This is a genomic window from Bradyrhizobium diazoefficiens USDA 110, assembly GCF_000011365.1.
Lineage (GTDB): Bacteria > Pseudomonadota > Alphaproteobacteria > Rhizobiales > Xanthobacteraceae > Bradyrhizobium > Bradyrhizobium diazoefficiens.
In genome coordinates this window covers 8,633,154-8,656,888 of record NC_004463.1, presented here as the reverse complement: position 1 = coordinate 8,656,888, position 23,735 = coordinate 8,633,154, and the positions used below count along the sequence as shown (strand labels likewise).

The window sequence follows — 23,735 nt, the reverse complement described above, 5'->3', positions numbered from 1 at the left end:
CTGTCCCACTAGTTTAGAATGATTCTAAATTATATAGGCCGCCGTGGTTCCTGGGTCAAATCAGCCGGCGCGGGACTTAGTCAGGAAGTCTTGGCCAGGAAGTCGAGCAGCAACCGGCTCACCTCGGCCGGCTGCTCCTGCTGCACCCAATGGCCGGCGCCGTCGACGAGATGGCAGCCGAGCATCATGGTGCACGCGCTTTTCTGCATCGCCTCGAACACGCCTGGGCGCTGATAGGTGCCCCAATCCTGCCTGCCGGAGATGAAGCAGGAGGGCACGTCGATGCTGCGGCCGGAGAACAGCTGCATCTCGTCGTTGAGCATGCCCGACGTACCGTAGCGATACCATTGCAGCCCGCCCTGAAATCCGGTGCGGCCGTATTCGGCGCTGTAATAGGCGAGGTCGCTGTCCGGCAGCCATTGGTTCGCGGCGATCGCGGCGCGCGAGGGCATCTCCTTCGCGACCGTCTCGGCCATGGTCTCGCCGGCGTCCATCACGTAGTAGGTTGGCAGCTTCGCCAGTTCGTCTGCCGACCACGCCTTGAGCGGATACGGTTTGTTGTCGGTCCAGTCTGCGCTCTTGTGATGATAATAGGCGCGCAGGAAATCGTGCACGCCCTGCGGCGCGTGCTGCATGTCCGCGTTGGCTTCGCGTGTCGCGTAGTACCATTGATAGTGCTTGCGCGGACGCGGCAGCGCGGCAAGCTCGCGATAAACGGGGTCTTCGACCGCAGGCTTTGCGGGACGATCAACTGTGTTGAATGGTAGCGGCGGCGCTCCGCCGAATGGCGCGCTCATCAGCGTCACCGAACGAAACACGTCGGGCCGGATCAGCGCACACCATGCCGCGACTGGGCTGCCGAAATCATGCCCGGCGAGATCGACCTGCTTGTAACCGAAGGCCGACACCAGGGAGAGCGCATCGCGCACAAGGTTGAGGAGCGAGAACGGCGCGAGATCGCCATCGTAGTCGGCAGTCCATCCCGTGGTGCGCCCGTAGCCGCGCTGGTCGGGGGCGATCACGTGATAACCGGCGGCGGCGAGCGCCGGCATCACCTTGCGCCAGGAGAAGGCCAGCTCGGGAAAGCCGTGCAGCAACAGGATGCAGGAGCGGCCCTTTGACTCGAAGCCGGCCTCCAGCACATGCATGCGCAAGCCGTTGATGCCGTCGACATAACGCGCGCGGATTCCGGCGGGCAGGGGGATGTCGGGGAGTGCTGTCATTGCTTTCTCCACACGGGTGGAATCGTAGGGTGGGCAAAGCGGAGCGTGCCCACCATAAGGAGTGGTGGGCACGGCGCGCGAAGCGCTCGCCTTTGCCCACCCTACGGCATCTCGCTAAACCGCCGCACACACGAACGCGTTGCCCTTGCGCCGGATCTTGCCCACCGACGGCGAAGGGAAGTGCGCCGTGCAGCACAGCGTCTCGGTGTCGCAATAGCGCTCCAGGAAGCTGCGGCGCGTCGTAGCCGCCTTCGCCGGGTCGACGTCGAACTTGATCGACAGCTCCGGATAGAGCGTCTGCAGCGGCGAATGCATGAGATCGCCGGAGAACACCGCGTCGTCCTTGCCGCGGCCCACCGTGATTGCGATATGGCCCGGTGTGTGACCGGGCGTCGGCAGGATGCGGACGTGGTCGCCGATCTGATGGTCGTTGCCGACGAACTCGTGGCGCTTGGCCTCGACCACCGGCAGCACGCTGTCCACGAAAGGCGGGATCTCCGTCTTCGCGTTCTGAGCCGACCAATGGTCGAACTCCTGCTTGGCGAAGACGTAGCGCGCCTTGGGGAAGGTCGGCACCCAGCGGCCGTTTTCGAGCCGTGTGTTCCAGCCGACGTGGTCGACGTGCAGATGCGTGCACATCACGAAGTCGATGTCGCCAGGCGAGAATCCGGCGGCGCCAAGTGCACCCAAGTACGTGTCGTCGGTCTTCATGTTCCATTTCGGCCGATTGGGGCGCGGCTTGTCGTTGCCGATGCAGCTGTCGATCAAAATGGTGTGGTGCGGCGTCTTCACCACATAGGACTGGAAGCACAAGAGCAGCACATCGTTGTCGTCGAGTGCCTTGGCCTGCCGCATCCATGCCCGGTTCTCGGTCAGCACCTCGGGTGTCAGTCCCGGCAGCATCTCCAGCGCCGGGACGAACGAGGTTTCCTGCTCGATGACGCGATGGATGGTGAGATCGCCGACCGAGTATTTCAGGCTCATGGACACTCCTAGCGGGTTACGCCGCTGGCGGCACCGAGATCTTCACGGAAGGCCGCTCCAGCATCTTCTGGTGGAAGGCGTCGAGCTTCGGATAGGCCTTGCGCCAGCCGCAATCGGCGAAGCGGAAATCGGCATAGCCGAGCACGCAGACGAGGCCGATCTGCGAGATGTCGAACGGTCCGTTCAGCACCTCGGGCATGTTCTCGAAGCGCGCCATGCCGGTCCAGGCCCTGTTCCAGTGGTCGTCCGACCACGCCTGCCATTGCAGGCCCTGCGGCCGCACCATTCTCTCGTAGCGGCACAGCAGCATGGAATCGAGCATGCCGTTGATCAGGGAGTGATTGGTCTTGGCCTTCCATCGCCGCGGACCGTAATCCGGGATCAGGCTGCCGCCGGCCATCTCGTTGAGATATTCGACGATGACGTAGGAATCGAGGATGACGTCGCCGTCATTGGTGATCAGCACCGGCAGCTTCTTCAGCGGCGTGATGCGCGAATAGTCCTCATTGGCTTGCCCCGGGGCGACGGTTGCCGGCGTGAACTCGATCTTGTCGATCAGCCCAAGCTCGATCGCGGCGATGCGCACCTTGCGGGCGAAGGGCGAGGCGGCGGAGAAGGTGAGCTTCATTTTGGATCCTTGTTGTCATTCCGGGGCGATGCGAAGCATCGAACCCGGAATCTCGAGATTCCGGGTCTGGCGCTCTCGCGCCATCCCGGAATGACGAAGGAGGTGATTGCCGCTTACGCTGCCACGATCTCCTGCCGCTGCTCGCCGAGACCCTCGATGCCCAGCGTCACGACGTCGCCGACATTGAGGAAGGTCGGCGGCTTCATGCCGAGGCCGACGCCGGGCGGGGTGCCCGTGGTGATGATGTCGCCCGGCAGCAGCGTCATGAACTGCGAGACATAGGAGATGCACTTGGCCATGGAGAAGATCATGGTCTTGGTCGAGCCGGTCTGGCGGCGCTGGCCGTTGACGTCGAGCCACATCGACAGGTTCTGCACGTCCTTGATCTCGTCCTTGGTGGCCAGCCACGGGCCGACCGGACCGAAGGTGTCGTGCGACTTGCCCTTGGTCCACTGGCCGAGGCGCTCGGTCTGGAAGTTGCGCTCGGAGACGTCGTTGCAGACGCAATAGCCGGCGACGTAGTTCAGCGCGTCGGCTTCGGAGACGTACTTGGCGCGGGTGCCGATGATGGCGGCGATCTCGACCTCCCAGTCGAGCTTGGTCGAGCCGCGCGGCTTCTCGACCGCGTCGTTCGGGCCGGACAGCGAGGTGTTCGCCTTCATGAAGATGATCGGCTCGGTCGGGATCGCGGCTCCCGTTTCCTTGGCGTGGTCGCTGTAGTTGAGGCCGATGGCGACGAATTTCGAGATGCCGGTGACGGGTGCGCCGAACCGCGGCTTGCCGGAAACGGCGGGCAGCGAGGCGGGGTCGAGCGCGGCGAGCTTCTTCAGGCTTTCCGGCGAATAGGCCTCGCCGGTCAGGTCCTTCACATGCGCCGACAGGTCGCGCAACTGGCCGGATTTGTCGATCAGGCCGGGCTTTTCCGCACCCTTTTCGCCGTAACGAACAAGCTTCATTCTCGTTTCTCCCTGGAGATGGACCGATCGGTTAAATAGCTTCATGGAACAGGGCGGCGGGAAATTCAACCGCTCAAAACGGGGCGCATTGCAGCCCCTCCTTTGTAGGGTGGGCAAAGGTGCGGAGCGCCGTGCCCACCAATTCTTTTCCTTGCCCGGGAGGGTGGACACGCCGCGCTGTGCCCACCCTACGATTGCGTCTCATCCCAGCGCCACGAACCTGAACGCGTCCCCATCCCGCCTGATGTGTCCGGCCGAATAATGCCCGCCGATCACCAGCGTCGGGGTGTCGGCAAGGCGCGAGAACACCTTGTGCCGCGTTGCCGCCGATTGGGCGGGATCGGTATCGATGACCGAGCACCAGTCGAGATGCGACATCTGGCAGGGATGATGGGCAACGTCGCCGGTGAGCAGCCCCTGCTCACCGCCGGACTCGATCAGGACGCTCATGTGACCGGGGCTGTGGCCGGGGGTCGGGATCACGCTGATCTCCTCGCAGAGCCGGTGATCGCTTGGGATCAGCTCGACCTGGCCGGCATCGACGACCGGCTTCACGGAATCGTTGAACACCGCGACCTTGTCCGGCTCGGCCGTATAATCGCGCCAATACTCGTATTCGGTCTCGCCGAACAGGTAGCGCGCCTTCGGGAAGGTCGGCACCCATTTGCCGTCGACCAGTTTTGTATTCCAGCCGACATGGTCGACATGAAGATGTGTGCACAGCACGGTGTCGATGCTGTCAGGGGGAAAGCCCGCCGCCGCCATGGTCTCCAGAAACGGCGTGCTGCGGTTGTTCCAGACGGGGACGCCGCGGCCCTGCTTGTCGTTGCCGAGACCGGTGTCGACCACGATGCGGCGCGTCGGCGTCTCGACCACCAGCGAGTGGATCGACATTTTCAGTCGGCCCTCTTCGGTGGCGAAATGCGGGATCAGCCAGGGCAGCTTCCGGATTTCATCGTTGGTCGCGGCCGGCAGGATGAAGCGGGTCGAGCCGACTGTCTCCATCTCGACGAGTTTCGTGATCTTGACCTTGCCCACCTTCCACGACATCCGGCGCATCCCCATGTTCTTGCTTTGCGCCTCGCTGTCATTCCGGGGCGATGCGCAAGCATCGAACCCGGAATCTCGAGATCGTTGCGTGAGAGTCCGGGTTCGCGACGACGTCCCGCGCCGGAATGACGAGAGAGAACGCTTTGGCGCCGAAACATGCGGGTTTCCGCCATGAAGCGCAATGGATCATCTGGTGGCGCGCCGCGTTATCGCTGGAACCCAGGAAAAACCAGAGAAGAGCGAGAGGGGAAGACGATGCCAGAGCTTGCAATTTCCGCCGAGAAGGTCGCTTTCATCATCGAGAAGGCCCGCGAATTCGACGTCAAGGAAGCAGCATCCGATCCGGACTCGGGCTCGAACCCCTCCGACGATGACGGGATCGACGTTCTGGAGGACACGGCGTCCGATCCGGTCGCAAGCGAGTTGACCGGCTTCATCGGGGCGCTGAACGAGGACGAGCAGCTCGACCTCGTGACGCTGATGTGGATTGGCCGCGGCGACGGCTCCGTCGACGAGTGGGACGATCTGCGCGCCCGCGCCGCCGAGGCCCGCGCCGAGTACAAGGCGCCCCGGCGCGAAGCTGTGCAATATCTGCTGGGCGAGCCGATGCTGGGCGATCTGTTGGCCGACGGTCTCGACGAACTCGGCATCGACTGGACCGATGAGCGCCTCACTGCCGATTCCTCCGGTCCCAGCGAACGGGACGAGGATGAGCCGACGAAACGGCGATGAGTAGCCGGGCTCGCAGTGAGCCGGAAATGATTGGGCTCTGACGCCTCCACATCATCATGCCCGGGGCAAGCCCGGGCATGATGGTCTTTCGTGGATTGCGCCGTCTCAGGCGCGATGGCTCACAGCGTGCCCGGGAACGCGCCACCGTCGAGCAGGATGTTCTGCCCGGTGATGAAGCCGGCCTTGGCGCCGCAGAGAAAAGCGCAGGCATAGCCGAACTCGTCCGGCTGGCCGAAGCGGCCGGCGGGATTGAGCTTGGCGCGCTCGGCCAGGATCTGCTCCGGCGTTGTGCCGCGCTTGTCGGCCTCGGCCTTGGCGGTGCCGGTCAGGCGGTCGGTCTCGAACGGGCCCGGCAGGAGGCCGTTGATGGTGACGTTGTTGATCACGGTCTTGCGCGACAGGCCGGCGATGAAGCCGGTGAGGCCGGCGCGCGCGCCGTTGGAGAGGCCGAGGATGTCGATCGGCGCCTTCACCGCGGCCGAGGTGATGTTGACGATGCGGCCGAACTTGCGCGCCATCATGCCGTCCACGGTCGCCTTGATCAGCTCGATCGGGGTCAGCATGTTGGCGTCGATCGCCTTGATCCAGTCATCGCGGGTCCAGTTGCGGAAATCGCCGGGCGGCGGGCCGCCGGCATTGTTGATCAGGATGTCCGGCTCGGGGCAGGCCTTCAGCACGGCCTCGCGGCCCGCCGGCGTCGTGATGTCGCCGACGATCTCGGTGACCGTGACGGCCGGATAGAGTTTGCGGATGTCGTCGGCGGTTTTCTTCAGGGCCTCGGCGCCGCGCGCGGTCAGCGTGACGTGAACGCCGGCTTCGGCCAGCGAGATGGCGCAGGCGCGGCCGAGGCCCTTGCTGGATGCGCAGACGATGGCGCGGCGACCTTTGATCCCAAGATCCACTGTTTCACTCCCGTAATGTCAGGCAGGTTTTGGACGGGCGGCACTCTAGCCAATCGTGGTGCCGCTGATAAGGGACGGGCTCGCACCAAAATGCATGCGCATCCGCGCGGCGATGCAAATGCGCCTGATCAGATGTGCCGCTCCTGCTTGAGGCGGTCGATCGCGGCAGCGGCTTCCGGCGGCAGCGACTTGAAGCCCATCTGCCCGGCCGCCGAGAACAGCGGCCGCAGATGCGAGCCGGCCAGGAAGGGCGGCTGGCGGTTGGCCGGCACGATCTGGTCGAACACCAGCACCAGCGTGGTGGCGACGAGGCCGACCCTGATGGCGCCGAGCGCGGCGCCGCCAAGGCGGTCGCCGATCCCGGCCTCACGGACCGTGTCGTTCACCGCGAGGCGGCCGATATGTCCGAACAACATGCCGACGACGAGAAAGATGCCGAAGAACCAGATCCAGTTCTGGAGCAGCGGCGCGTTCGGATTGCTTGCGACCTGCGGCACGATCAGCGGCATCAGCGCGACCGCGATGGGCGCGGCGAGCAGATAGGCGAGGATGGTCATGGCGCTGCGCAGCAGGCCGGTCCTGAATCCGAAGCCGATGGCGATGGCGAGCGCCGCATAGACCGCGAGATCGAAACTGTTCATGAGCAGAGCCCTGCCTCGGTGGAACGAATGAACGCCGAACCGATCATTCTGGTTTCAGACCGCTAAAATCGTCTGTATTTTTGGCTCCGGAAGCTCAAGGGTTATGCCCAAGGAAATCGTCATGTCAGGCCTATTCGACGTCAGTAAAGAAACCATCCTCGTCACCGGCGCGAGCCAGGGGCTGGGGCGGCAGTTTGCCCGGCTGCTGGCGGCGCATGGCGCGGCCGTCGCGCTCGCGGCACGGCAAACGGACAAGTTGAAGAATCTGGAACAGGAGATCCGCGGCAACGGCGGCCGCGCCGCCGCCGTCGCGCTCGACGTCACCGACATCGCCTCGATCGCGAAGGCCGTCGATGCCACGGAAGCCGCGCTCGGTCCCGTCACGGTGCTGATCAACAATGCCGGCATCGCCATCGAGAAGCTGGCGACCGAGCAGACCGAGGCCGATTGGGACACGGTGATCGGCGCCAATCTCAAGGGCGCCTATTTCCTCGCGACGGAAGTCGCGCGGCGCATGATCGCGCGCAAGCAGGAAGGCAACATCGTCAACATCGCCTCGGTGCTCGGCACCGGCGTCTTGAAAGCGGTGTCGCCCTACGCGATCTCCAAGGCCGGCATTATCCAGGCGACGAAAGCGATGGCGCTGGAGCTTGCGGGGCAGAACATCCGCATCAACGCGCTGGCGCCCGGCTATATCGACACCGAGATGAACCACGCCTTCTGGTCGACGCCGGCAGGCGAGCGCCTGGCAAAACGCATCCCCCAGCGCCGCGTCGGCGCCGAGTCCGATCTCGACGGCGCGATCCTGCTGCTGGCCTCGAAGGCCTCGCGCTACATGACGGGGAGCGTGGTGACGGTGGACGGCGGGTTCTTGTTGAATTGATTGCTTCCGTCGTCCCGGCCCCCATGCGCAATTGCGCACTAGGCCGGGACGACAGTGGAGAGTGACGCGACAGCGTCGCTAATTCGCCCGCACTTCCGCCCTGATCATATCCGCCGCCTTCTCTCCGATCATGATCGTCGGCGCATTGGTGTTACCGCCGATCAGCGTCGGCATGATCGAGGCATCGACGACGCGCATGGCCTCGACGCCGTGCACCTTCAATTGCGGATCGACCACGGCCATCGCGTCCGTGCCCATCTTGCAGGTGCCGACGGGGTGATAGACGGTGTCGACGCGATTGCGCAGGATGGCGCGGATATCGTCGTCCGTCTTCACATCGGACGTGAACATGTCCTTCTTCTGCAACGCGCGCATCGCAGGCGTCTCCATCAGCCGTCGCGTGGTCTTGAAGCCCGCGACCATCGTCTCGAGATCCTCCGCCTCGCCCAAAAAATTCGGATCGATCATGGGGGCTGCGAGCGGATCGGCGCTCTTCAGCCAGACGCTGCCGCGGCTCTTCGGTCTGAGCAGGCAGACATGGCACGAGAAGCCCGCTTCCTTGTGCTTCTTGCGGCCGTGGTCGTCGAGCATCGCGATGATGAAGTGCAGTTGAATGTCCGGCACGTCGAGGTGAGCCTGCGTCTTCAGGAAGCCGCCACACTCGGCGAAATTGGTGGTCATCAGGCCGCGTCGCTCGCGGCGGTACCGCTGGATCGCGCGCAGCAGGGATGGCAGCCGGCCGAGTGACGCGTGAACGAAGTGCGGATAGTCGGAGGCGTAGACGAACACGAAATCCGGATGGTCCTGCAGATTGCGCCCGACGCCCGGCAAATGATGCACGACGCCGATGCCGTGCGCGGCAAGCGCATCGCCGTCGCCGACGCCCGACAGCATCAGCAACTGCGGCGACTGGAAGGCGCCGGAGGCGAGGATCACCTCGCGGCGGGCGCGGAGCTGCTTCAGCTCCTTGCCCTGCCGGTACTCGACGCCCACTGCGCGCCTACCTTCGAACAGGATGCGCGTGGCATGCGCTTGCGTCTCGACGCGCAGATTCGCCCGCTTGCCCATGTGGGGATCCACATAGGCGCGCGCCGCGCTCCAGCGCTCGCCACCGTGCTGCGTCACCTGGTAGCTGCCGAGCCCTTCATGGTCCTCTTCATTGAAGTCCTCGCGAATGCGGAACTGCGCCTCGCGCGCAGCCTGATGGAAGACGTCATGGATCGGATTGTCCGAGCGCAGCTTGTTGACATGCAGCGGGCCGCCCTTGCCATGATATTCGCCGTCGAAATCGGCGTTGTTCTCCGAGCGCTTGAAGTAGGGCAGCACATCCGCATACGACCAGCCGGCGTTGCCGAGCGCGGCCCAGTGGTCGTAGTCCCATTTGTTGCCGCGGATATAGACCATCGCGTTGATCGCCGAGGAACCGCCGAGGCCCTTGCCGCGCGGTTGATAGCCGATGCGGCCGTTCAATCCCTTCTGCGGCACAGTGTCGAACGCCCAGTTGGCCGCGCGGTATGGCAAAGCGAGCCCGAATGGCGTGGTGATCCGCCAACTGTCGTTCCGCCCGCCCGCATCGAGCAGCGCCACTGATGTCGCCGCATCCTCCGACAGCCGCCCCGCAACCGCGCAGCCGCCGGAGCCCGCGCCCACGACGACAAAATCGAATGTGTCAGTCAATGTTGTTTCTCCCCTTATCGTCATTCCGGGGCGCGCGTAGCGCGACCCCGGAATCTCGAGGTTCCGGGTTCGCTTCGCGCCCCGGAACGACTGCCCCTACGACATGAACCGCATCATCTTCTCCAGCCGCGCGATCTTGCCGCCATAGGGCGGGTAGAGATCGGCGAGGCGGTTGAATTTCGAGCGGTAGAACACCGGCTTCAGCTTGCTGAACGTGCGAAAACCCCATTCGCCGTGATAGGCGCCGGTGCCGGATGCGCCGACGCCGCCCATCGGCTGGTTCACCTGCGCGAAGTGGAACAGGCAGTCGTTGACGGTGACGCCGCCGGAGACGGTGCGCGACAGCACCGCGTCGCGCGCGTCGCGGTCCTTGCCGAACCAGTAGAGCGCAAGCGGCCGGTCGCGGCGGTTGACGAAGGCGATGGCATCGGCCGGCTCGCGATAGCCCAGCACCGGCAGCACCGGCCCAAATATCTCCTCCTGCATCACCGCCATGTCTTCGGTGGCGCCAAGGATCAGCGTCGGCGGGAATTTGCGGTGCGCCTTCCAGTTGGGATCGTCGGCCCTTGCCGGTTGCAGGATTTTTGCGCCGCGCTCTACGGCATCCGCGACGAGACCTTCGAGCCGCGCGTAGTGCCGGTCGGAGATGACGGAGGTGTAGTCCTTGTTCGCGGGATCGGTGCCGAACATGCGCCGCATCTGCGCGCGCAGCTTCTCGGCGAAGGCCTGCAGCGAGCGCTCCGGCACCAGCACGTAGTCCGGCGCGATGCAGGTCTGCCCGGCATTGAGCAGCTTGCCGTAGGCGATGCGCTCGGCCGCCTCATCGAGATCGGCGGAGGCGTCGATGATAGCAGGCGACTTGCCGCCGAGTTCGAGCGTCACAGGCGTCAGATTGCGCCCCGCGGCCTCCGCGACCAGCCGTCCGACCCGGGTCGAGCCGGTGAACACCAGATGATCGAAGGGGAGCGACGCAAAGGCCTTGGCGATCTCGTCCTCGACGCCGGTGACGAGCAGCTCGGTCGCGTCGAACCTTGCGGCAACCGTCTCTTTCAGCAGGCCTGCGAAATGCGGGACGAGCTCGCTCGGCTTGATCATGACCAGGTTGCCGGCGGCAATCGCGCCGATCGCGGGCGCCAGCGTCAGCTGGAGCGGATAATTCCAGGGGGCGATGATGCCGACGACGCCGAGCGGCTGCGGGATCAGCCGGTTGCGCGCCGGCAGGAATTGCAGCGCGGTGGCGATTCGCTGCGGCGCCATCCAGCTCTTCAGGTGTTTTGTCGCATGGCGTATCTCGCTGTAGACCATCATGGTCTCGGCGATGGTGGTCTCGACCGCCGAGCGGTGGCCGAAATCGGCCGAGATCGCCTGGCGGAAGCGCTCTTCATTGTCGGCGACGACGGCGCGCAGCCGCGCCAGCCGGTCGAGCCGCTCGGCCAGATCAGCGGCCGGCTCCGCCCGCGACCGCGCGATCATGGCGTGGAAGGCGTCGGCGAGGGCCCGCAGCGGGGCGCTCGCCGGGGATCGGTCCAAAGATCGATCCAAGATCTGGTCCCTGGTCTGGTCCATGGCGTTGCTCCCTAAATTGGCGTTTCGCCCCTGGTTTTGTTGCGGCAAGCTGGCCCTTTGCGGAACTTCTGGCAAGAGCGCGGCTGGCGGGCCGGAATCCGGTCCATCCACCTGTCATAAAGTCGAAAAAAACGTCCTCGCAGCCCTTTCCAAAGGCAGCCCGGGTTGGTACATACCCCCCGCACCCGACGGGCTTTGCCCCGGGGTTGCCTTCCAAGGAAGCCTTTGGGACGGAAGAAGCAAGCCACGCGAACAGCGCCGGCCCTCATCCCCCGTCCCCGGCATTTTAACGAAGGCGCGCAACGGTTTAACGCGGGGTGGAGCAGCCCGGTAGCTCGTCAGGCTCATAACCTGAAGGTCATAGGTTCAAATCCTATCCCCGCAACCAAATTCGGACTTCACCGGTTCCGATACGAAAATGGCCCGCATCGCGCGGGCCATTTTTGTTTTGCCATTTTTGTTTTGCCATGGGCGCTTCAATCGTCCGAAAGGCTACGACGGCTGATCCGGATCGGCGGATGATCAGACCGTCAGATCGACGCCAGTCGTTTGGTGCTCTGGACGCTTCCGTCGCTGGCCTGACCGGAGCCGCTCGATGAGACCGGCGCACTGCCGGCGGATGACGTCGTGCCGGCATTCGCTCGCTTTGCCGATGAAGCGTCTTGCAAATACGCGTAGGCATTCGCGCCCGAGATATTCATTGTCCGATCCTCGTTCGTCTGCACGACGAGGAATTGCACGATCCGTACCAATCCTGCGCGCTGCGATTGTTGATTGATGGATCGAGACAAGTCCGACGCTTCGTCGCTCGCGAGGCCGCAGGCCCGATCAACCGCCGGACCATTCTGCCGACTGTCGGCAATTCTTTCTGCTTCCCGTTGAGGCGAGCATCGACGGTTCGCGCGACTGTGCCGTCTCTGCATCACCGTCCGTCGGAATCCGCGCGTGAGACACACGGCACATCACGGCGGCGGGCGACCTGTTACGGATCTTCGCGCCGCCGGCCTGCACTGATCGCGGGCGGCCTCCTCCTTGATGTCGCAGATGATGATGAACAACAGGTCCTTGCCGCTTTCTCCCGATGAGATCGACCCGTCGCGCGACCGGCATCGCTCCGGTCCGCGCACGCCGGCGCCTTCGCGATGCGCCGGCCTTGGATGGCTGTTGCGCAGGGCTCTGCTTGCGAGCGTCGGTGTTCTTGTCGGCCTTGCGGCGCAAATGATGCCGGCGCATGCGCAACTGGTCGGCGGCAACGGCGGCACTGGCAGCGCCTACTCCGACAGTGTCCCCGGAGCCGGCGGCGCCGGTGGTCTGGCGGGCGACGGGAATGCAGCGGGGAATGGCGCAAGCGGCGGTGGCCCGGACACTGCGGGAAGCGGTCCGTACGGGGGCGCAGCCGGAAACAACGTTGCGCCAGGCGGAGGAACCGGGGGCGCGGGTTATTCAGGCGGCGGTGGCGGCGGCAGCGGCAGCGGAGGCGGGGGTGGATTCCAGGGGGGCATCAACGCCGGGGGCGGCGGCGGGGGTGGTGGCCGGGCCGCGACCGTCAGCGGCAACTACGCCGCGGTGGTCAACCTGACCGGCGGAAATGGCGGAGCAGGCGGTCTTGGCCCCTACAACGGGTCGGCCGGCGGGGGCGGTGGCGGCGGCGATGGCTTGTACCTGTCCGGCGGCGATCTGCAGGTCAATGCCGGCGTCTTCATCAGGGGTGGTTCGGGCGGCGATGCAGGCACAACTTCCGCCGATGGCAATGGCGGCGCCGGTGGAGGTGGAAAGGGTGTCGTCGTCGGCACCACTGCAACCGTGACCAATGCCGGTTCGATCACGGGAGGAAGCGGCGGTTCTGGCGGCGGAAGCGCAATCGGTTCTGGAAGCGGCGGCGGCGGCGGCGATGGTCTTGTTCTCGCGGCCGGGGGCATCGTCATCAATACCGGCATGATTTCGGGAGGCACCGGTGGCCCCCAAGGTGATCCCAGGTATCCGACCTTTTTTCCGCCCGTCGCCGGCGGCGCGGGAATCAGCGGCGCCGGCCTCGTCGTGCAGAATGCGGGGATCATCAGCGGCGGGCTCGGAAATGCCGGCACGGGGGCCCGTGCCAACGCCATCACATTCACCGGCGGCGTCAACAGTCTGGAGCTTCAGGCCGGGTCGACCGTCACCGGCAACGTAATGGCCTTCAGCTACGCCGACACGCTCCGGCTGGGCGGAGCCGCCAACAGCTCGTTCGACCTGTCGACGCTCGGCGACTCCGCCCAGTACCGCGGCTTCGGCAGCTTCGTGAAGGCCGGCAGCAGCAACTGGACGCTGACGGGATCGAGTTCATTCACAGGCGCGGTCAGCGTCGATGCCGGCATTCTCTCCGTCAACGGCTCGCTCGCCTCGGCGTCGCTGACCACCGTCAACAGCGGCGGCACGCTCGGCGGCAACGGCACGGTCGGCAACACTACGATCAATGGCGGCGTGCTGGCGCCGGGCAATTCGATCGGCCTTTTGACCGTGAACGGCAATCTCGTCTTCACGGCGCCGTCGACTTACGTGGTCGAGGTCTCGCCCGCCAATGCCGATCGCGTCAACGTGACCGGCACCGCGACCCTGGGCGGGGCCACCGTCAGTGCCGTGTTCGCGGCCGGCAGCTACGTGGCGAAGCAATACACGATCGTCAATGCCGGCGGCGGGTTGACCGGCACGTTCGGCGCGCTGGTCGATACCAACCTGCCGGCCACCTTTCACACCAGCCTGAGCTATGATGCCAACAATGCCTATCTCGATCTGGCGCTGAACTTTTCCATTCCCGGCGGGCTCAACGTCAATCAGCAGAATGTCGGAAATGCGTTGTCGACTTTCTTCAACCTCACCGGCGGCATTCCCGCCGTGTACGGCACGCTGTCGCAAGCGGGCCTGACGCAAGCCTCCGGCGAAACTGCGACCGGGTCGCAGCAGACCACGTTCGACGCGATGACGCAGTTCATCGGCGTCCTCACCGATCCGTTCCTGGCCGGCCGGGGCGATGGCGGATCGTCGCCGGCCGGTGCGTCGCAATTCGCCGACGAGGATGGCTTCCGTGCCTACGCCTCCACCGGTCGCGGACGTTCCGCCGCGGAGCGCGACGCCTATGCCGCGCTCTCCCGCAAGGCCCCGGCGGCGTCCGACATCGTAATGCAACGCTGGGGCGTATGGGCCGCGGGCTATGGCGGTTCGCAGACCACCGACGGCAATGCCACGATGGGATCGAACACGGCGACCAGTCGCATCGCCGGCACGGCGGTCGGCGCCGATTATCGCTTTTCACCCGACACCGTCGCCGGCTTCGCGCTGGCCGGCGGCGGCACGAGCTTTGGCGTCGCCAACGGCGGCAGCGGCCGGTCGGATTTGTTTCAGGCCGGCGCCTTCCTTCGCCACGGCGTCGGCGCGGCCTACGTCTCCGCCGCGCTGGCGTATGGCTGGCAGGACATTACCACCACCCGCACCGTCACCATCGCCGGCAGCGATCAGTTGCGGGCCCGCTTCAACGCCAACGCCTATTCCGGCCGCGTCGAGGCCGGCTATCGCTTCGTGACGCCGTGGATGGGGCTCACGCCTTACGCCGCCGGCCAGTCGACCATCTTCGATCTGCCGGCCTATGCCGAACAGGTGCTCGCGGGCAGCAATGCCTTCGCCCTGAGTTACGGTTCGCGGAGCGTCACCGACACGCGCAGCGAGCTCGGTCTGCGCGCGGACAGGTCGTTTGCGCTGAGCGATGCCGTCCTGGTCTTGCGCGGCCGCGCCGCCTGGGCGCACGACTTCGATCCCGATCGCGCTATCGCGGCCACCTTCCAGGCGCTCCCGGGCGCATCATTCGTGGTCAACGGCGCGGCGCAGGCGCGCGACTCCGCGCTCGTCACGGCCTCGGCCGAGGTGAAATGGCGCGGCGGCGTCTCGTTCGGCGCTACCTTCGAGGGCGAGTTTTCGAACGTCACAAGCAGCTACGCCGGCAAGGGCATCATCCGCTATGCCTGGTAGTGGCGACACTCAGTCCGGATAGCTCAGGATCATTTTCAGCAGTTTCGGAAACCGCGCATTGATGTCCTCCTCGCGCAACACGTTGCGGTGCTGGACACCTTGCTTTGACGTCCGGATCAGGCCGGCCTCCCGCAGAATGCGAAAATGGTTCGACAGGGTCGATTTCGCCATGTCAGGGCAAGGCGCCGCCTCGGTACACGACATGCAAGCGTTCTGCGCGACCAGGCTTTTGACGATCCGCAGCCGCATGGGATCCGCGAGGGCTCCGAGCACTCCGGCCAGCGTAATCTCGTCGCGCGAAGGGTGAACGAACTGCACCATGCCCAAAATATAGCATGCCCCTTGAACTCATTCAATAGTTCACTAGTATTGAACTATTGAATATCGGCATCCCGCCGAACAACGGAAGACATGCGATGACCAAGAGACTGGAAGGCAAAGTAGCGCTCGTGACCGGCGCATCCAAAGGCATTGGTGCCGAAATCTCCGCCCGGCTTGCGGCTGAGGGGGCGGCGGTTGCCGTCAATTACAGCTCCAGCAAGCAGGCCGCCGACCGCGTGGTCGCCGCCATCATCGCCAAGGGGGGTAAAGCCGTCGCGGTCCATGGCAACCTGGCCGACGCCAAGGACGTGAAGAGCGTCGTCGCGGAGACCGTGAAGGCGTTCGGCGCGATCGACATCCTCGTCAACAACGCGGGCGTCTACGAGTTCGCCCCGCTCGAGGCCATCACGCCCGAGCATTTCCACAAGCATTTCGACCTCAATGTGCTTGGCCTGCTGCTGGTCTCGGGTGAAGCGGCGAAGCACTTCAACGCCAACGGCGGAAGTATCATCAACATCAGCTCCGGCGTATCGACCATCGCGCCGGCGAACACCGCCGTCTACACTGCGACCAAAGCCTCGGTGGATGCGATCTCCTCCGTGCTGTCGAAGGAGCTCGCGCCGCGCAAGATTCGCGTCAACGCCGTCAATCCAGGCATGATCGCCACCGAAGGCGTCGTGTCGGCCGGCCTGCACGAGGGCGACATGCGCAACTGGATCGAATCCACCACCCCGCTTGGCCGCATCGGCAAGGTCGAGGAGATCGCTGCCGCGGTGGCCTTCTTCGCATCGGACGACGCGTCCTACGTCACCGGCGAGACACTTCACGTCACCGGCGGCCTTCGCTAACGAGCAGGCGCTCTGGCGGTCCGACGTCGCTGAAGGCCAAGTTCGGACTTCGCAGCTTTGGATGAGAAAATGGCCCGCGCGACGCGGGCCATTTTGTTTGGCGACAGGCAGGCCTCAGAAATGGAGGATGGACTTGTTGTCCGCCCCGACCAGGCTCGACGGCGCCTCGCCGAACACCAGCCCCTCCGGCTGAAACTTGATGGTCTTCCCGCCCTCGACGAACTCCGCAAAATTCCGCGGCGTCGCCGAGTGAACGCCGTTGGTCAGGAAGTCGTCGATCTCGTAGCAGGTGTCCGGCTTGCCGCCTGACCCTTCACCCAGGAATTTCTGGAAGGTCTGGCTGGTCACCTTCGCCTTCTTGCGCGCCGACCAGTTGGTCTGGCGGCGGTAGAGTTTTGGCAGGATCACCGGGCCCTTGTCGGTCGCGAGCACGTCGGTCTCGTTCTTCTTGGGCTCGCGCAGGTCGAAGTCGAAGGCCGGAACGGTTTTGGCGAGATGTTTCCAGACCGGCAGTTTCTTCGTCCGCGCGGCCTTGGCGAGCACGAGGAAGGCCTTGATCTCGTCGTCGTTCATCGAGGAGTAGAACGTCGGATAGGCAAAGCCCTGCTCGACCAGCCAGTGGTTGATGTCGACCGTCTTGTTCGTGACCGCCACCTCGATGTCGCCGACCAGCCGTCCATAGGTGTCGAACACCTCGTTCGGCGCATCGACATGGGTGAACACCCGGCAGGCCAGCGTCGCCTCGCCGGCACGGCTGAGGAAATCATGCAGCGCCTTGCTCGACGTCGCGCCGAGGAATTGCCGGTAAGGATGAGTGACCTCGTGATAGGCCTGCCGCTTGGCATCCGCCAGGCCCTTCTTCTCGGCCGGCGACAGCGGCGACGGCTGATAGTGCAGCTCCGGCGCGTCGATGCCCTGAAGGCGCACGGTCAGCTTGCCGTTCTTGATCGGCGCCGTGTTGGTCCGGCCCTTGACCTTAGCGTTGTCGAAGACATGGGTCGGCTGGAACGGCGAGGTGTCGTTCTTGCGGAAGCGGATCGCATCGGGCGCGACGTTCACCACGACCTTGGTGGTGTCGGCGTCAGACCTCCCCTCCGGCCAGAACTGGCTGACCTCGATCGTGCCTTCGACCTCCAGCAGTCCCACCGGCATCGGCCGCTCCTGTCAACGGACGCGACGGTTGCCTCAAGCAGGCGACTCGCACGCGCACAGCTGGAGCGGATCATTTTCGTGCGACAGGCCCATGACGGGGCGGCAGCGAGACAGTGCGCCGCGGCCTTCGGGCCGAGCGGGCGGGGCATGATTGGTCCGTCGCGCAACGTATGCTGTGGCGACGACGGACCACCTTCGATTGGTGCGGAAGCCTCCGCGCTGCTCCCGCTCGGAATCAGGGTCGGTACGGACAGACCATCGTCAGGTGGAGCAACGTCGGCGCCTGGTCCTCACCATTGTCGTACTCCCACTCCAGCCGGATTTCGTGCCGGTCGGCATAGGCGTCGCTCGCCGCGTGGGTGATGATATTCGTCTTCATCGGGATCGGCGGCTCGGAATTGAAGCATTTCCGCACGCAGGCATCGAGCAGCGCGCATCGCGTCAGCGGGATCACGCCGGGCTCGTCCTTGGACAGCGGGACCGTATTCAGCTGCGTGGTGAGGTCGACGCGAGCCCGGCCCTTCTCCTTGTGCCAGTACGCCGCACTCCCGTCCGGCCATTTGTCCGCCGGCGTCAGGATCAGGTGGTACTGGCCGTACTCCAGGGTCGGTAGATGGATGTCCGGCGACGCCTTGAGGATGTCCACGCTCCTCTGCATGTTTTCCAGAGGGAAATAATTGTCGTTCATCAAATCTTTGAATGAAGCCCCGGTGTAAGTTCTCGACCCCATCGTCTTTTCCCTCAATATGTCCTTGGCTTTGCGAAAATACATACAGCTCCACGACGCCGGTTAGTTTTGCCAACCTGGCCTCGCCGATATATGCCCCATCTTTGCTGGGATTTGCGTACGCTACCACTCAGGACTGTGTTTCGTCCAGATCGCCAACCGCACCGTGCCCCGCTAAACGGCGATGGGCAAGTCCGATTGCTAAGCGGTTCTTGATAGGTATTCTTACCACGAGTTGCTCGCGGGCGCTGGACGACAGCGACGCCGCGATCCTTGAAGGCGCAGGAATGCATTGCTTCGCGTGTCAGTCGGCGATTGATCCCGACGATAGCTGGTGCTCCAAGTGTGGGGCGGCGGTACGTCGGCGTGCTGATCCCGACAGCGAGCGGCGGTTTGTGACAATTCTCCGAGCCGACGTCATCGACTCCACAGGGCTTGTTGCCGAACTGGAGCCGGAGGAGGCCGTCTCGCGCCTGGAGCCTGCGCTGGCGGCCATGAGGGGCGCGGTACGCCAGTTTGGCGGCATCGTCAGCAAGGAGTTGGGGGACGGCTTGGCCGCGGTCTTTGGTGCCCCGATCGCCGACGACAACCATGCGCCGCTGGCCTGCCATGCGGCCATCGAGCTTGTCCGGCGCGTTGGCCGTCTTGGGGATCCCGGACTTCAGGTTCGGGTCGGCCTCCATTCGGGGCACGTCGTCGCCTATATGGTCGCCAGCGAGTTTTCCAAGGTCTACGAGATCGGAGGCGCCGCTCAGCATCTTGCCGCGCGGCTGGAGGCAGCGGCCGAGGCCAATCAGATCTACGTGTCGGAAGCCTGCCAGAAACTCGCGGATGGACATGTCCGATTCGAATCCCTGGGCCTCAAGGTGCTGCGCGGCTTCAACGAGCCGCTGCCGGTCTACCGTGTCGTCGGAGCGAGCGACCTTTCAAGCTGGCGGGTGCGACGTGCGCGGAGCGTTTCGCGGTTTGTCGATCGAACGACCGAGCGGGCCCTGTTGGGACGCGCCGCGGAGAGGTCCAGTGCAAGCCGGCAGACGGTCCTTCTGATCGGCGATGCAGGCATCGGAAAATCGCGGCTCGCACATGAGTTCGCCCAGGAGCTCAAGGCCGATGGCTGGCGGTTGATCGACGCCGAGTGCAGCCCGAACCTTCAGGGCGTGCCGTTCAGCGCGCTCAAGCGCATTATACTTTCGATCTCCGAAGTTACCGCCAGAGATTCGGATAGTCTGGTCGACATCCGACAGGAGTTGCAGGCAATCCATCAACTCGCGATCGATTCCATATTGGATATTCCGGTCGAGGATCCTCGCTGGAGCGAGTTGGAGCCTTACGCGCGCGCGCGCGCCATTTCCGATGCAAGTTGCGCCATCGTTCAAGGCTTGGCCTTCCAGCAGCGCACCGTTCTTCTCATCGAGGACCTGCACTGGATCGACCGAGCCAGCGATGCGGTTGTTGCTGCAATCGCGTCGTTGCAGAGCCCCAACCTGATGGTTTTTCTCACGAGCAGGCCGAACGGCATGCCTGAGTGGATCGCGCGCTGCCACGCGGAAGTGATTGCAATGCGCCCCCTGGATGACGATTCGGGATTGGCCATGTTGGCCGATATGCTCGGACCGTCGGCGACGAACACCGATTTGAAGAACCGTATCATCTCTCATACGGCCAACGTTCCCCTGTTTCTCGAGGAAGTCTGCCGCGGACTGAAAGATAGTGGCACGCTTCGCGGTCAGTGGGGTGACCTTGCGCTCGTTCGACCCATTGATGAGCTCGGCATCCCCACCAGCATTCAGGGCGTGATTGCGGCGCGGCTCGATCGCATTTCAAGGCAGGAGCGCTCGGTTCTCCAAATAGCGGCGGCGCTGGGGCCGCGCTCAAGCGTGATGATGCTGCGGAACGTCGCGGCGCTGCCCGAAGACGTCTTCCAGGATTGCCTTGGAGCGCTCGACCGAGCCGAGCTCCTCGTCAGGATCGATAGTGAACTTGAGGACTCGATCGAGTTCCAGCACGAGATGGTCCGCCAAGTGACCTACGAGTCGATGGTCGAAAAGGTGCGCGAAAATATACATGCGCGAATTCTTGCGGCCTTCGAAAGCGACGAGACATGGAGCGACGGTCCTGACACGCTTTGCTACCACGCAATGCGCGCGAAGGATTGGCTGAAAGCGTTCGGGTACGGGAGGGGGGCCGCGCGGAAATGTCTTGTGCGCTCGGCATATGCCGATGCGGTCGACTATTTCGGGATCGCGATGAGTTCGCTCGACAAAACACCGATGACTCCTTCGCGGGAGGCAGATGCAATTGACCTCCGGATGGAGGCGCGAATGGCATTCATCTGGTCCGGTCAGGTTGCCGAGTGGATCGATCTCGGAAAAGAGGCCGAACGCCGGGCCAGTGGAATTGACGACATCGGAAGAAAGGTCGCCGCCATGACCGTCATGGCGGGTGGACAGAATTTCTACGGAACGCCAACTGAAGCGGTTGCGCTCGGCCGGGAGGTCGTTGGCCTCGCCGAGAAGTCAGGCAACCCGGGTTGGCGCAACCTTGCACAATACAATCTGGGACAGGCCTATTTTCTCGCCGGTCGATATCGCGAAGCGGAGCAGACGTTGGCGCGAGGCCGCGCTAATCTCATGGGACCGGAGGCAAGCGCGCCCTTCGGTACGCCCCCAAAATACACGCTCCTCCTCTGCTGCATGATGAAGAGCTTCACCCACACCGTGATGGGCGAGCTCGATGCCGCCGAACAGCTCCAGCAGCAGGCCGCGGCGATCGCGGAGGAGACCGGCCGTCCCTACGACCGCGTCGCGGCGGCCTATAGCGGCGGGTGGCTGAAGCTCGGCCGCAACGATCCGGCGGCGGCCGCCGCCATCCTCGAAGAGGGTTTCGTCCTCGCGCAGAAGCATGGCATTCGGCTGTTCGTGCCGGTGCTCGCCTGCCACCTCGGCATCGCCTATCTCGAGCAGGGTCTGTTCGACCGGGCGCGCGGCATGCTCGGCGAGGCGCGGGAGGAGGCGAAGGCGGTCGGCTATACCTCGGCGGTGCTGCGCAGCTCGATCTACCTGGCGCTGGCAACCTGCCGGCTCGGCGACGTCCAGGCCGCGCAGAACATGCTGCGCGAGGCGCGCAACACCGCGCGGCAGCAGGGGTTTGCCGGCCTCGAGGCCGAAGCCCTGTTCGGCGAAGCCGTGGTGACGCCTCCCTCCAGCGAGGAGAACAAGGCCGCGATCCTTGCCGCCCTGCGCGCGGCGATCGCGATCGCCTCCGACAGCGGCGCGCTGCCGCTGAAGCAGAAGGCCGAGGCGATGCTGACCGGGATGCTCGCCCGGGGCGACGAGATCGCCTGACCCCTCACTCTCAATCCGCCTGCCGTGCGATCGTACCGCCGGGGTGACTTTCTTGCCCGACATATCGTTTTTATTTTGTAGTAATCACAATGGCTTATCGTGCCACTTCTACTGTGCATGGGGTTGTTTTCGATGTTTTAGTGGGATGGCCGCCGGTTCGGCGCGGCCCGGCGGTGGTCCCCGCCGCCCGTCATGACGAAGTCCCTTGCGCGGGCACCTGGGTCGGCTACCGTTGGCGGGAAGCTAGCCGCAGGGCCAGGTGATCTTTTGATTCGCGTTTTTTAGCATTGCATTTTGTCGGCGCCGCCACGGCGCGACGCCCACCGGAAGAGGCGGGGCCATGATCACACGGGACCAGTCAGCACTGTTGGCGCCGGTCGAGCGCGACCTGCGGCTCGATCTCTTCCGCGGCATCGGCCTGTGGATGATCTTCCTCGACCACATCCCGCACGACGTCGTGGCCTGGCTGACGCTGCGCAATTACGGCTTCAGCGACGCCGCCGAGTTCTTCGTCTTCATCTCCGGCTACCTGGTCGGCTGGATCTACGGGCCGATCATCGCGGGCGGCTGGTTTCTCGCCGCGCTCAAGCGGCTGTGGCGTCGCGCGGCCGAGATGTACGTCGCCCACATCATGTTGTTCCTGCTGTTCACGGCGCAGATCGCGCGCACCGCGCGCCGCTTCGACAATCCGATGTACGAGCACGAGTTCAACGTGTTCAACTTCCTGTCGCATCCGGACGAGCTGATCGGGCAGGCGATCGTCCTGAAATACAAGCCGGTCAATCTCGACGTGCTGCCGCTCTACATCGCGCTGGTGTTCGCCTCGCCCTTCATCGTCTGGTGCCTGGTGCGGCGGCCGAACCTGACCCTCGCCGCCTCCGTGGTGCTCTATGTGCTGTCGCGCTGGTTCGACTGGAACGTCGCCTCCTATCCGCCCGGCACGAAATGGTACTTCAACCCGTTCTGCTGGCAGCTGATGTTCGTGTTCGCGGCCTGGTGCGGCATCGGCCAGATCGGGAAGATCGCGAAATGGGTGTGGTCGAAGGCGGCGATGACGCTCGCGGCGGCCTGGCTCGCCTTCGCGCTCCTGATCGTGATGACCTGGCACGTTCCCGCGCTCGAGGCCCTGATCCCGAAATGGATGATCAAGGCGATCTACCCGATCGACAAGACCGATCTCGACATGCTGCGCTTCACGCATTTCCTGGCGCTGGCGATCTGGGTCACCCATTTCATCTCGCGCAAATGGCGGTCACTGCACACACCCTGGCTGCGCCCGGTCATCCTCTGCGGCCAGCATTCGCTGCCGATCTTCTGCCTCGGGGTGTTCCTGTCGTTCTCCGCGCACTGGATCCTGACGCAATACACCAAGGGCGTCTGGGAGCAGCTCGCCGTCTCCATCGTCGGCATCGTCATCATGATCGGCGCCGCCTGGCTGCTCGATCGTGCCGAACGCGTGCCCAGCCTGTTCGTGAAGGTGACGGAGGTCGAGGATTCCGAGCCCGAAAGCGCTCCGGCCGCGGCCGGGGCGCCCGCGAGCCGTTGAAAGCATCGTGGCGCCAGCTCGCCTTCTCACGGAGAGGTTCATGTCCAGACGTTTGTTGACGATCGCCGGCACGCTCCTGTTCCTGGTCTGCGGCGCGTCGGCGCAGGCGCCGCCGCCGGAGGCGATGAATGCGGCGCGCAAGCTCGTCGTCACGCTGAAGATTGCGGACCAGTATCGTGCGCTGCTGCCGCAGCTCCTGCTTAAGCTCAGGCCGGTGGTCGCCCAGGACAGGCCGGAGATCGAGCGCGACTATGATGCGCTGACGGCGCCCGGCGCCGAGATCTATGCTCCGTTCGTCGCCTCGATGATCGATCAGATCGCGGCTCTCTACGCCGCCAGCTTCACCGTCGATGAGCTGCGCCAGATCGAGGCGTTCTACGCCCAGCCCGTGGGACGAAAATTCCTGGAGAAGTCGGATGCGCTGGCGCAGGCGAGCATGCAGATCGGCCAGGACGTCGGTCAGAAGGCGGCCGACGAGCTGAAGCAGCGCCTGATCGAGGCGCTGCGGCAGAAGGGGCACAAGCTTTGAGGCCGGGCAATACGCTCGGGCCGCGCG

20 protein-coding genes and 1 tRNA gene are annotated in these 23,735 nt (G+C 64.5%); 8 read left to right on the top strand and 13 right to left on the bottom strand.

What is annotated here, in order from left to right; genetic code table 11:
• Positions 1 to 80 precede the first annotated feature (80 nt).
• The 5 genes from BJA_RS40080 to BJA_RS40060 form a co-directional block, all read right to left on the bottom strand.
• Entirely contained in the window at positions 81 to 1,223 is a 1,143-nt protein-coding gene (locus BJA_RS40080) for an alpha/beta hydrolase (RefSeq protein ID WP_038966126.1), read from the bottom strand.
• A gap of 114 nt (positions 1,224 to 1,337) precedes the next feature.
• A complete protein-coding gene (locus tag BJA_RS40075) occupies positions 1,338 to 2,207 on the bottom strand; it encodes an MBL fold metallo-hydrolase (RefSeq protein WP_063921650.1) in 870 nt (289 codons plus the stop codon).
• Positions 2,208 to 2,223: 16 nt separating this feature from the next.
• A complete protein-coding gene (locus tag BJA_RS40070; RefSeq protein ID WP_011090616.1) occupies positions 2,224 to 2,835 on the bottom strand; it encodes a glutathione S-transferase family protein in 612 nt (203 codons plus the stop codon).
• 113 nt (positions 2,836 to 2,948) lie between these two features.
• Positions 2,949 to 3,791, bottom strand: a complete 843-nt coding sequence (locus BJA_RS40065; protein ID WP_011090615.1) for a fumarylacetoacetate hydrolase family protein — start codon at positions 3,789 to 3,791, stop codon at positions 2,949 to 2,951.
• A gap of 201 nt (positions 3,792 to 3,992) precedes the next feature.
• Positions 3,993 to 4,841 (bottom strand): MBL fold metallo-hydrolase, encoded by an 849-nt coding sequence (locus BJA_RS40060; protein WP_038966131.1) that lies wholly within the window; start codon positions 4,839 to 4,841, stop codon positions 3,993 to 3,995.
• 255 nt (positions 4,842 to 5,096) lie between these two features.
• Here BJA_RS40060 and BJA_RS40055 point away from each other — a divergent pair, with 255 nt between their 5' ends.
• Positions 5,097 to 5,573 carry a DUF3775 domain-containing protein gene (locus BJA_RS40055; protein WP_028173751.1) on the top strand — a complete coding sequence of 159 codons (477 nt, stop codon included), beginning with the start codon at positions 5,097 to 5,099 and terminating at the stop codon, positions 5,571 to 5,573.
• Between the two features lie 119 nt (positions 5,574 to 5,692).
• On the opposite strand, the gene BJA_RS40050 is transcribed toward BJA_RS40055, so the two are convergent.
• Together BJA_RS40050 and BJA_RS40045 are read right to left on the bottom strand one after the other, a co-directional pair.
• Positions 5,693 to 6,475, bottom strand: a complete 783-nt coding sequence (locus tag BJA_RS40050; RefSeq protein ID WP_011090612.1) for an SDR family oxidoreductase — start codon at positions 6,473 to 6,475, stop codon at positions 5,693 to 5,695.
• A gap of 128 nt (positions 6,476 to 6,603) precedes the next feature.
• Positions 6,604 to 7,116 carry a CvpA family protein gene (locus BJA_RS40045; RefSeq protein ID WP_011090611.1) on the bottom strand — a complete coding sequence of 171 codons (513 nt, stop codon included), beginning with the start codon at positions 7,114 to 7,116 and terminating at the stop codon, positions 6,604 to 6,606.
• Between the two features lie 121 nt (positions 7,117 to 7,237).
• On the opposite strand from BJA_RS40045, the gene BJA_RS40040 reads away from it, so the two are divergent.
• A complete protein-coding gene (locus BJA_RS40040; RefSeq protein WP_011090610.1) occupies positions 7,238 to 7,999 on the top strand; it encodes an SDR family oxidoreductase in 762 nt (253 codons plus the stop codon).
• A gap of 78 nt (positions 8,000 to 8,077) precedes the next feature.
• Here BJA_RS40040 and BJA_RS40035 read toward each other — a convergent pair whose 3' ends face one another.
• Together BJA_RS40035 and BJA_RS40030 are read right to left on the bottom strand one after the other, a co-directional pair.
• A complete protein-coding gene (locus BJA_RS40035) occupies positions 8,078 to 9,676 on the bottom strand; it encodes a GMC family oxidoreductase (protein ID WP_038966127.1) in 1,599 nt (532 codons plus the stop codon).
• A gap of 96 nt (positions 9,677 to 9,772) precedes the next feature.
• A complete protein-coding gene (locus tag BJA_RS40030) occupies positions 9,773 to 11,242 on the bottom strand; it encodes a coniferyl aldehyde dehydrogenase (RefSeq protein ID WP_038966128.1) in 1,470 nt (489 codons plus the stop codon).
• A gap of 311 nt (positions 11,243 to 11,553) precedes the next feature.
• On the opposite strand from BJA_RS40030, the gene BJA_RS40025 reads away from it, so the two are divergent.
• Positions 11,554 to 11,630 (top strand) — tRNA-Met (locus BJA_RS40025).
• A gap of 142 nt (positions 11,631 to 11,772) precedes the next feature.
• Here the strand turns inward: BJA_RS40025 and BJA_RS40020 are convergent.
• On the bottom strand, positions 11,773 to 12,033 hold the full coding sequence (locus BJA_RS40020) for a hypothetical protein (RefSeq protein WP_162494166.1): 261 nt from the start codon (positions 12,031 to 12,033) through the stop codon (positions 11,773 to 11,775).
• Between the two features lie 259 nt (positions 12,034 to 12,292).
• On the opposite strand from BJA_RS40020, the gene BJA_RS43755 reads away from it, so the two are divergent.
• Positions 12,293 to 15,241, top strand: coding sequence for an autotransporter domain-containing protein (locus tag BJA_RS43755; protein ID WP_261340604.1), 2,949 nt, complete (start codon positions 12,293 to 12,295; stop codon positions 15,239 to 15,241).
• A 9-nt stretch (positions 15,242 to 15,250) separates the two neighbouring features.
• On the opposite strand, the gene BJA_RS40005 is transcribed toward BJA_RS43755, so the two are convergent.
• Positions 15,251 to 15,562: an ArsR/SmtB family transcription factor gene (locus tag BJA_RS40005; protein ID WP_011090605.1), complete on the bottom strand. Its 312-nt coding sequence runs from the start codon at positions 15,560 to 15,562 to the stop codon at positions 15,251 to 15,253.
• 95 nt (positions 15,563 to 15,657) lie between these two features.
• On the opposite strand from BJA_RS40005, the gene BJA_RS40000 reads away from it, so the two are divergent.
• Positions 15,658 to 16,410 carry an SDR family NAD(P)-dependent oxidoreductase gene (locus tag BJA_RS40000; RefSeq protein ID WP_011090604.1) on the top strand — a complete coding sequence of 251 codons (753 nt, stop codon included), beginning with the start codon at positions 15,658 to 15,660 and terminating at the stop codon, positions 16,408 to 16,410.
• A gap of 114 nt (positions 16,411 to 16,524) precedes the next feature.
• On the opposite strand, the gene BJA_RS39995 is transcribed toward BJA_RS40000, so the two are convergent.
• Positions 16,525 to 17,562 (bottom strand): thermonuclease family protein, encoded by a 1,038-nt coding sequence (locus tag BJA_RS39995; protein ID WP_011090603.1) that lies wholly within the window; start codon positions 17,560 to 17,562, stop codon positions 16,525 to 16,527.
• Between the two features lie 235 nt (positions 17,563 to 17,797).
• A complete protein-coding gene (locus BJA_RS39990) occupies positions 17,798 to 18,292 on the bottom strand; it encodes a hypothetical protein (RefSeq protein WP_028173761.1) in 495 nt (164 codons plus the stop codon).
• Between the two features lie 284 nt (positions 18,293 to 18,576).
• Here BJA_RS39990 and BJA_RS39985 point away from each other — a divergent pair, with 284 nt between their 5' ends.
• The 3 genes from BJA_RS39985 to BJA_RS39975 all read left to right on the top strand — a co-directional run bounded on the left by BJA_RS39985 (position 18,577) and on the right by BJA_RS39975 (position 23,708).
• Positions 18,577 to 21,633 carry an ATP-binding protein gene (locus BJA_RS39985; protein ID WP_011090601.1) on the top strand — a complete coding sequence of 1,019 codons (3,057 nt, stop codon included), beginning with the start codon at positions 18,577 to 18,579 and terminating at the stop codon, positions 21,631 to 21,633.
• Between the two features lie 340 nt (positions 21,634 to 21,973).
• Positions 21,974 to 23,179 (top strand): OpgC domain-containing protein, encoded by a 1,206-nt coding sequence (locus BJA_RS39980; RefSeq protein WP_011090600.1) that lies wholly within the window; start codon positions 21,974 to 21,976, stop codon positions 23,177 to 23,179.
• A 40-nt stretch (positions 23,180 to 23,219) separates the two neighbouring features.
• Positions 23,220 to 23,708: a DUF2059 domain-containing protein gene (locus BJA_RS39975; RefSeq protein WP_028173764.1), complete on the top strand. Its 489-nt coding sequence runs from the start codon at positions 23,220 to 23,222 to the stop codon at positions 23,706 to 23,708.
• The last annotated feature ends 27 nt before the right edge of the window (positions 23,709 to 23,735 follow it).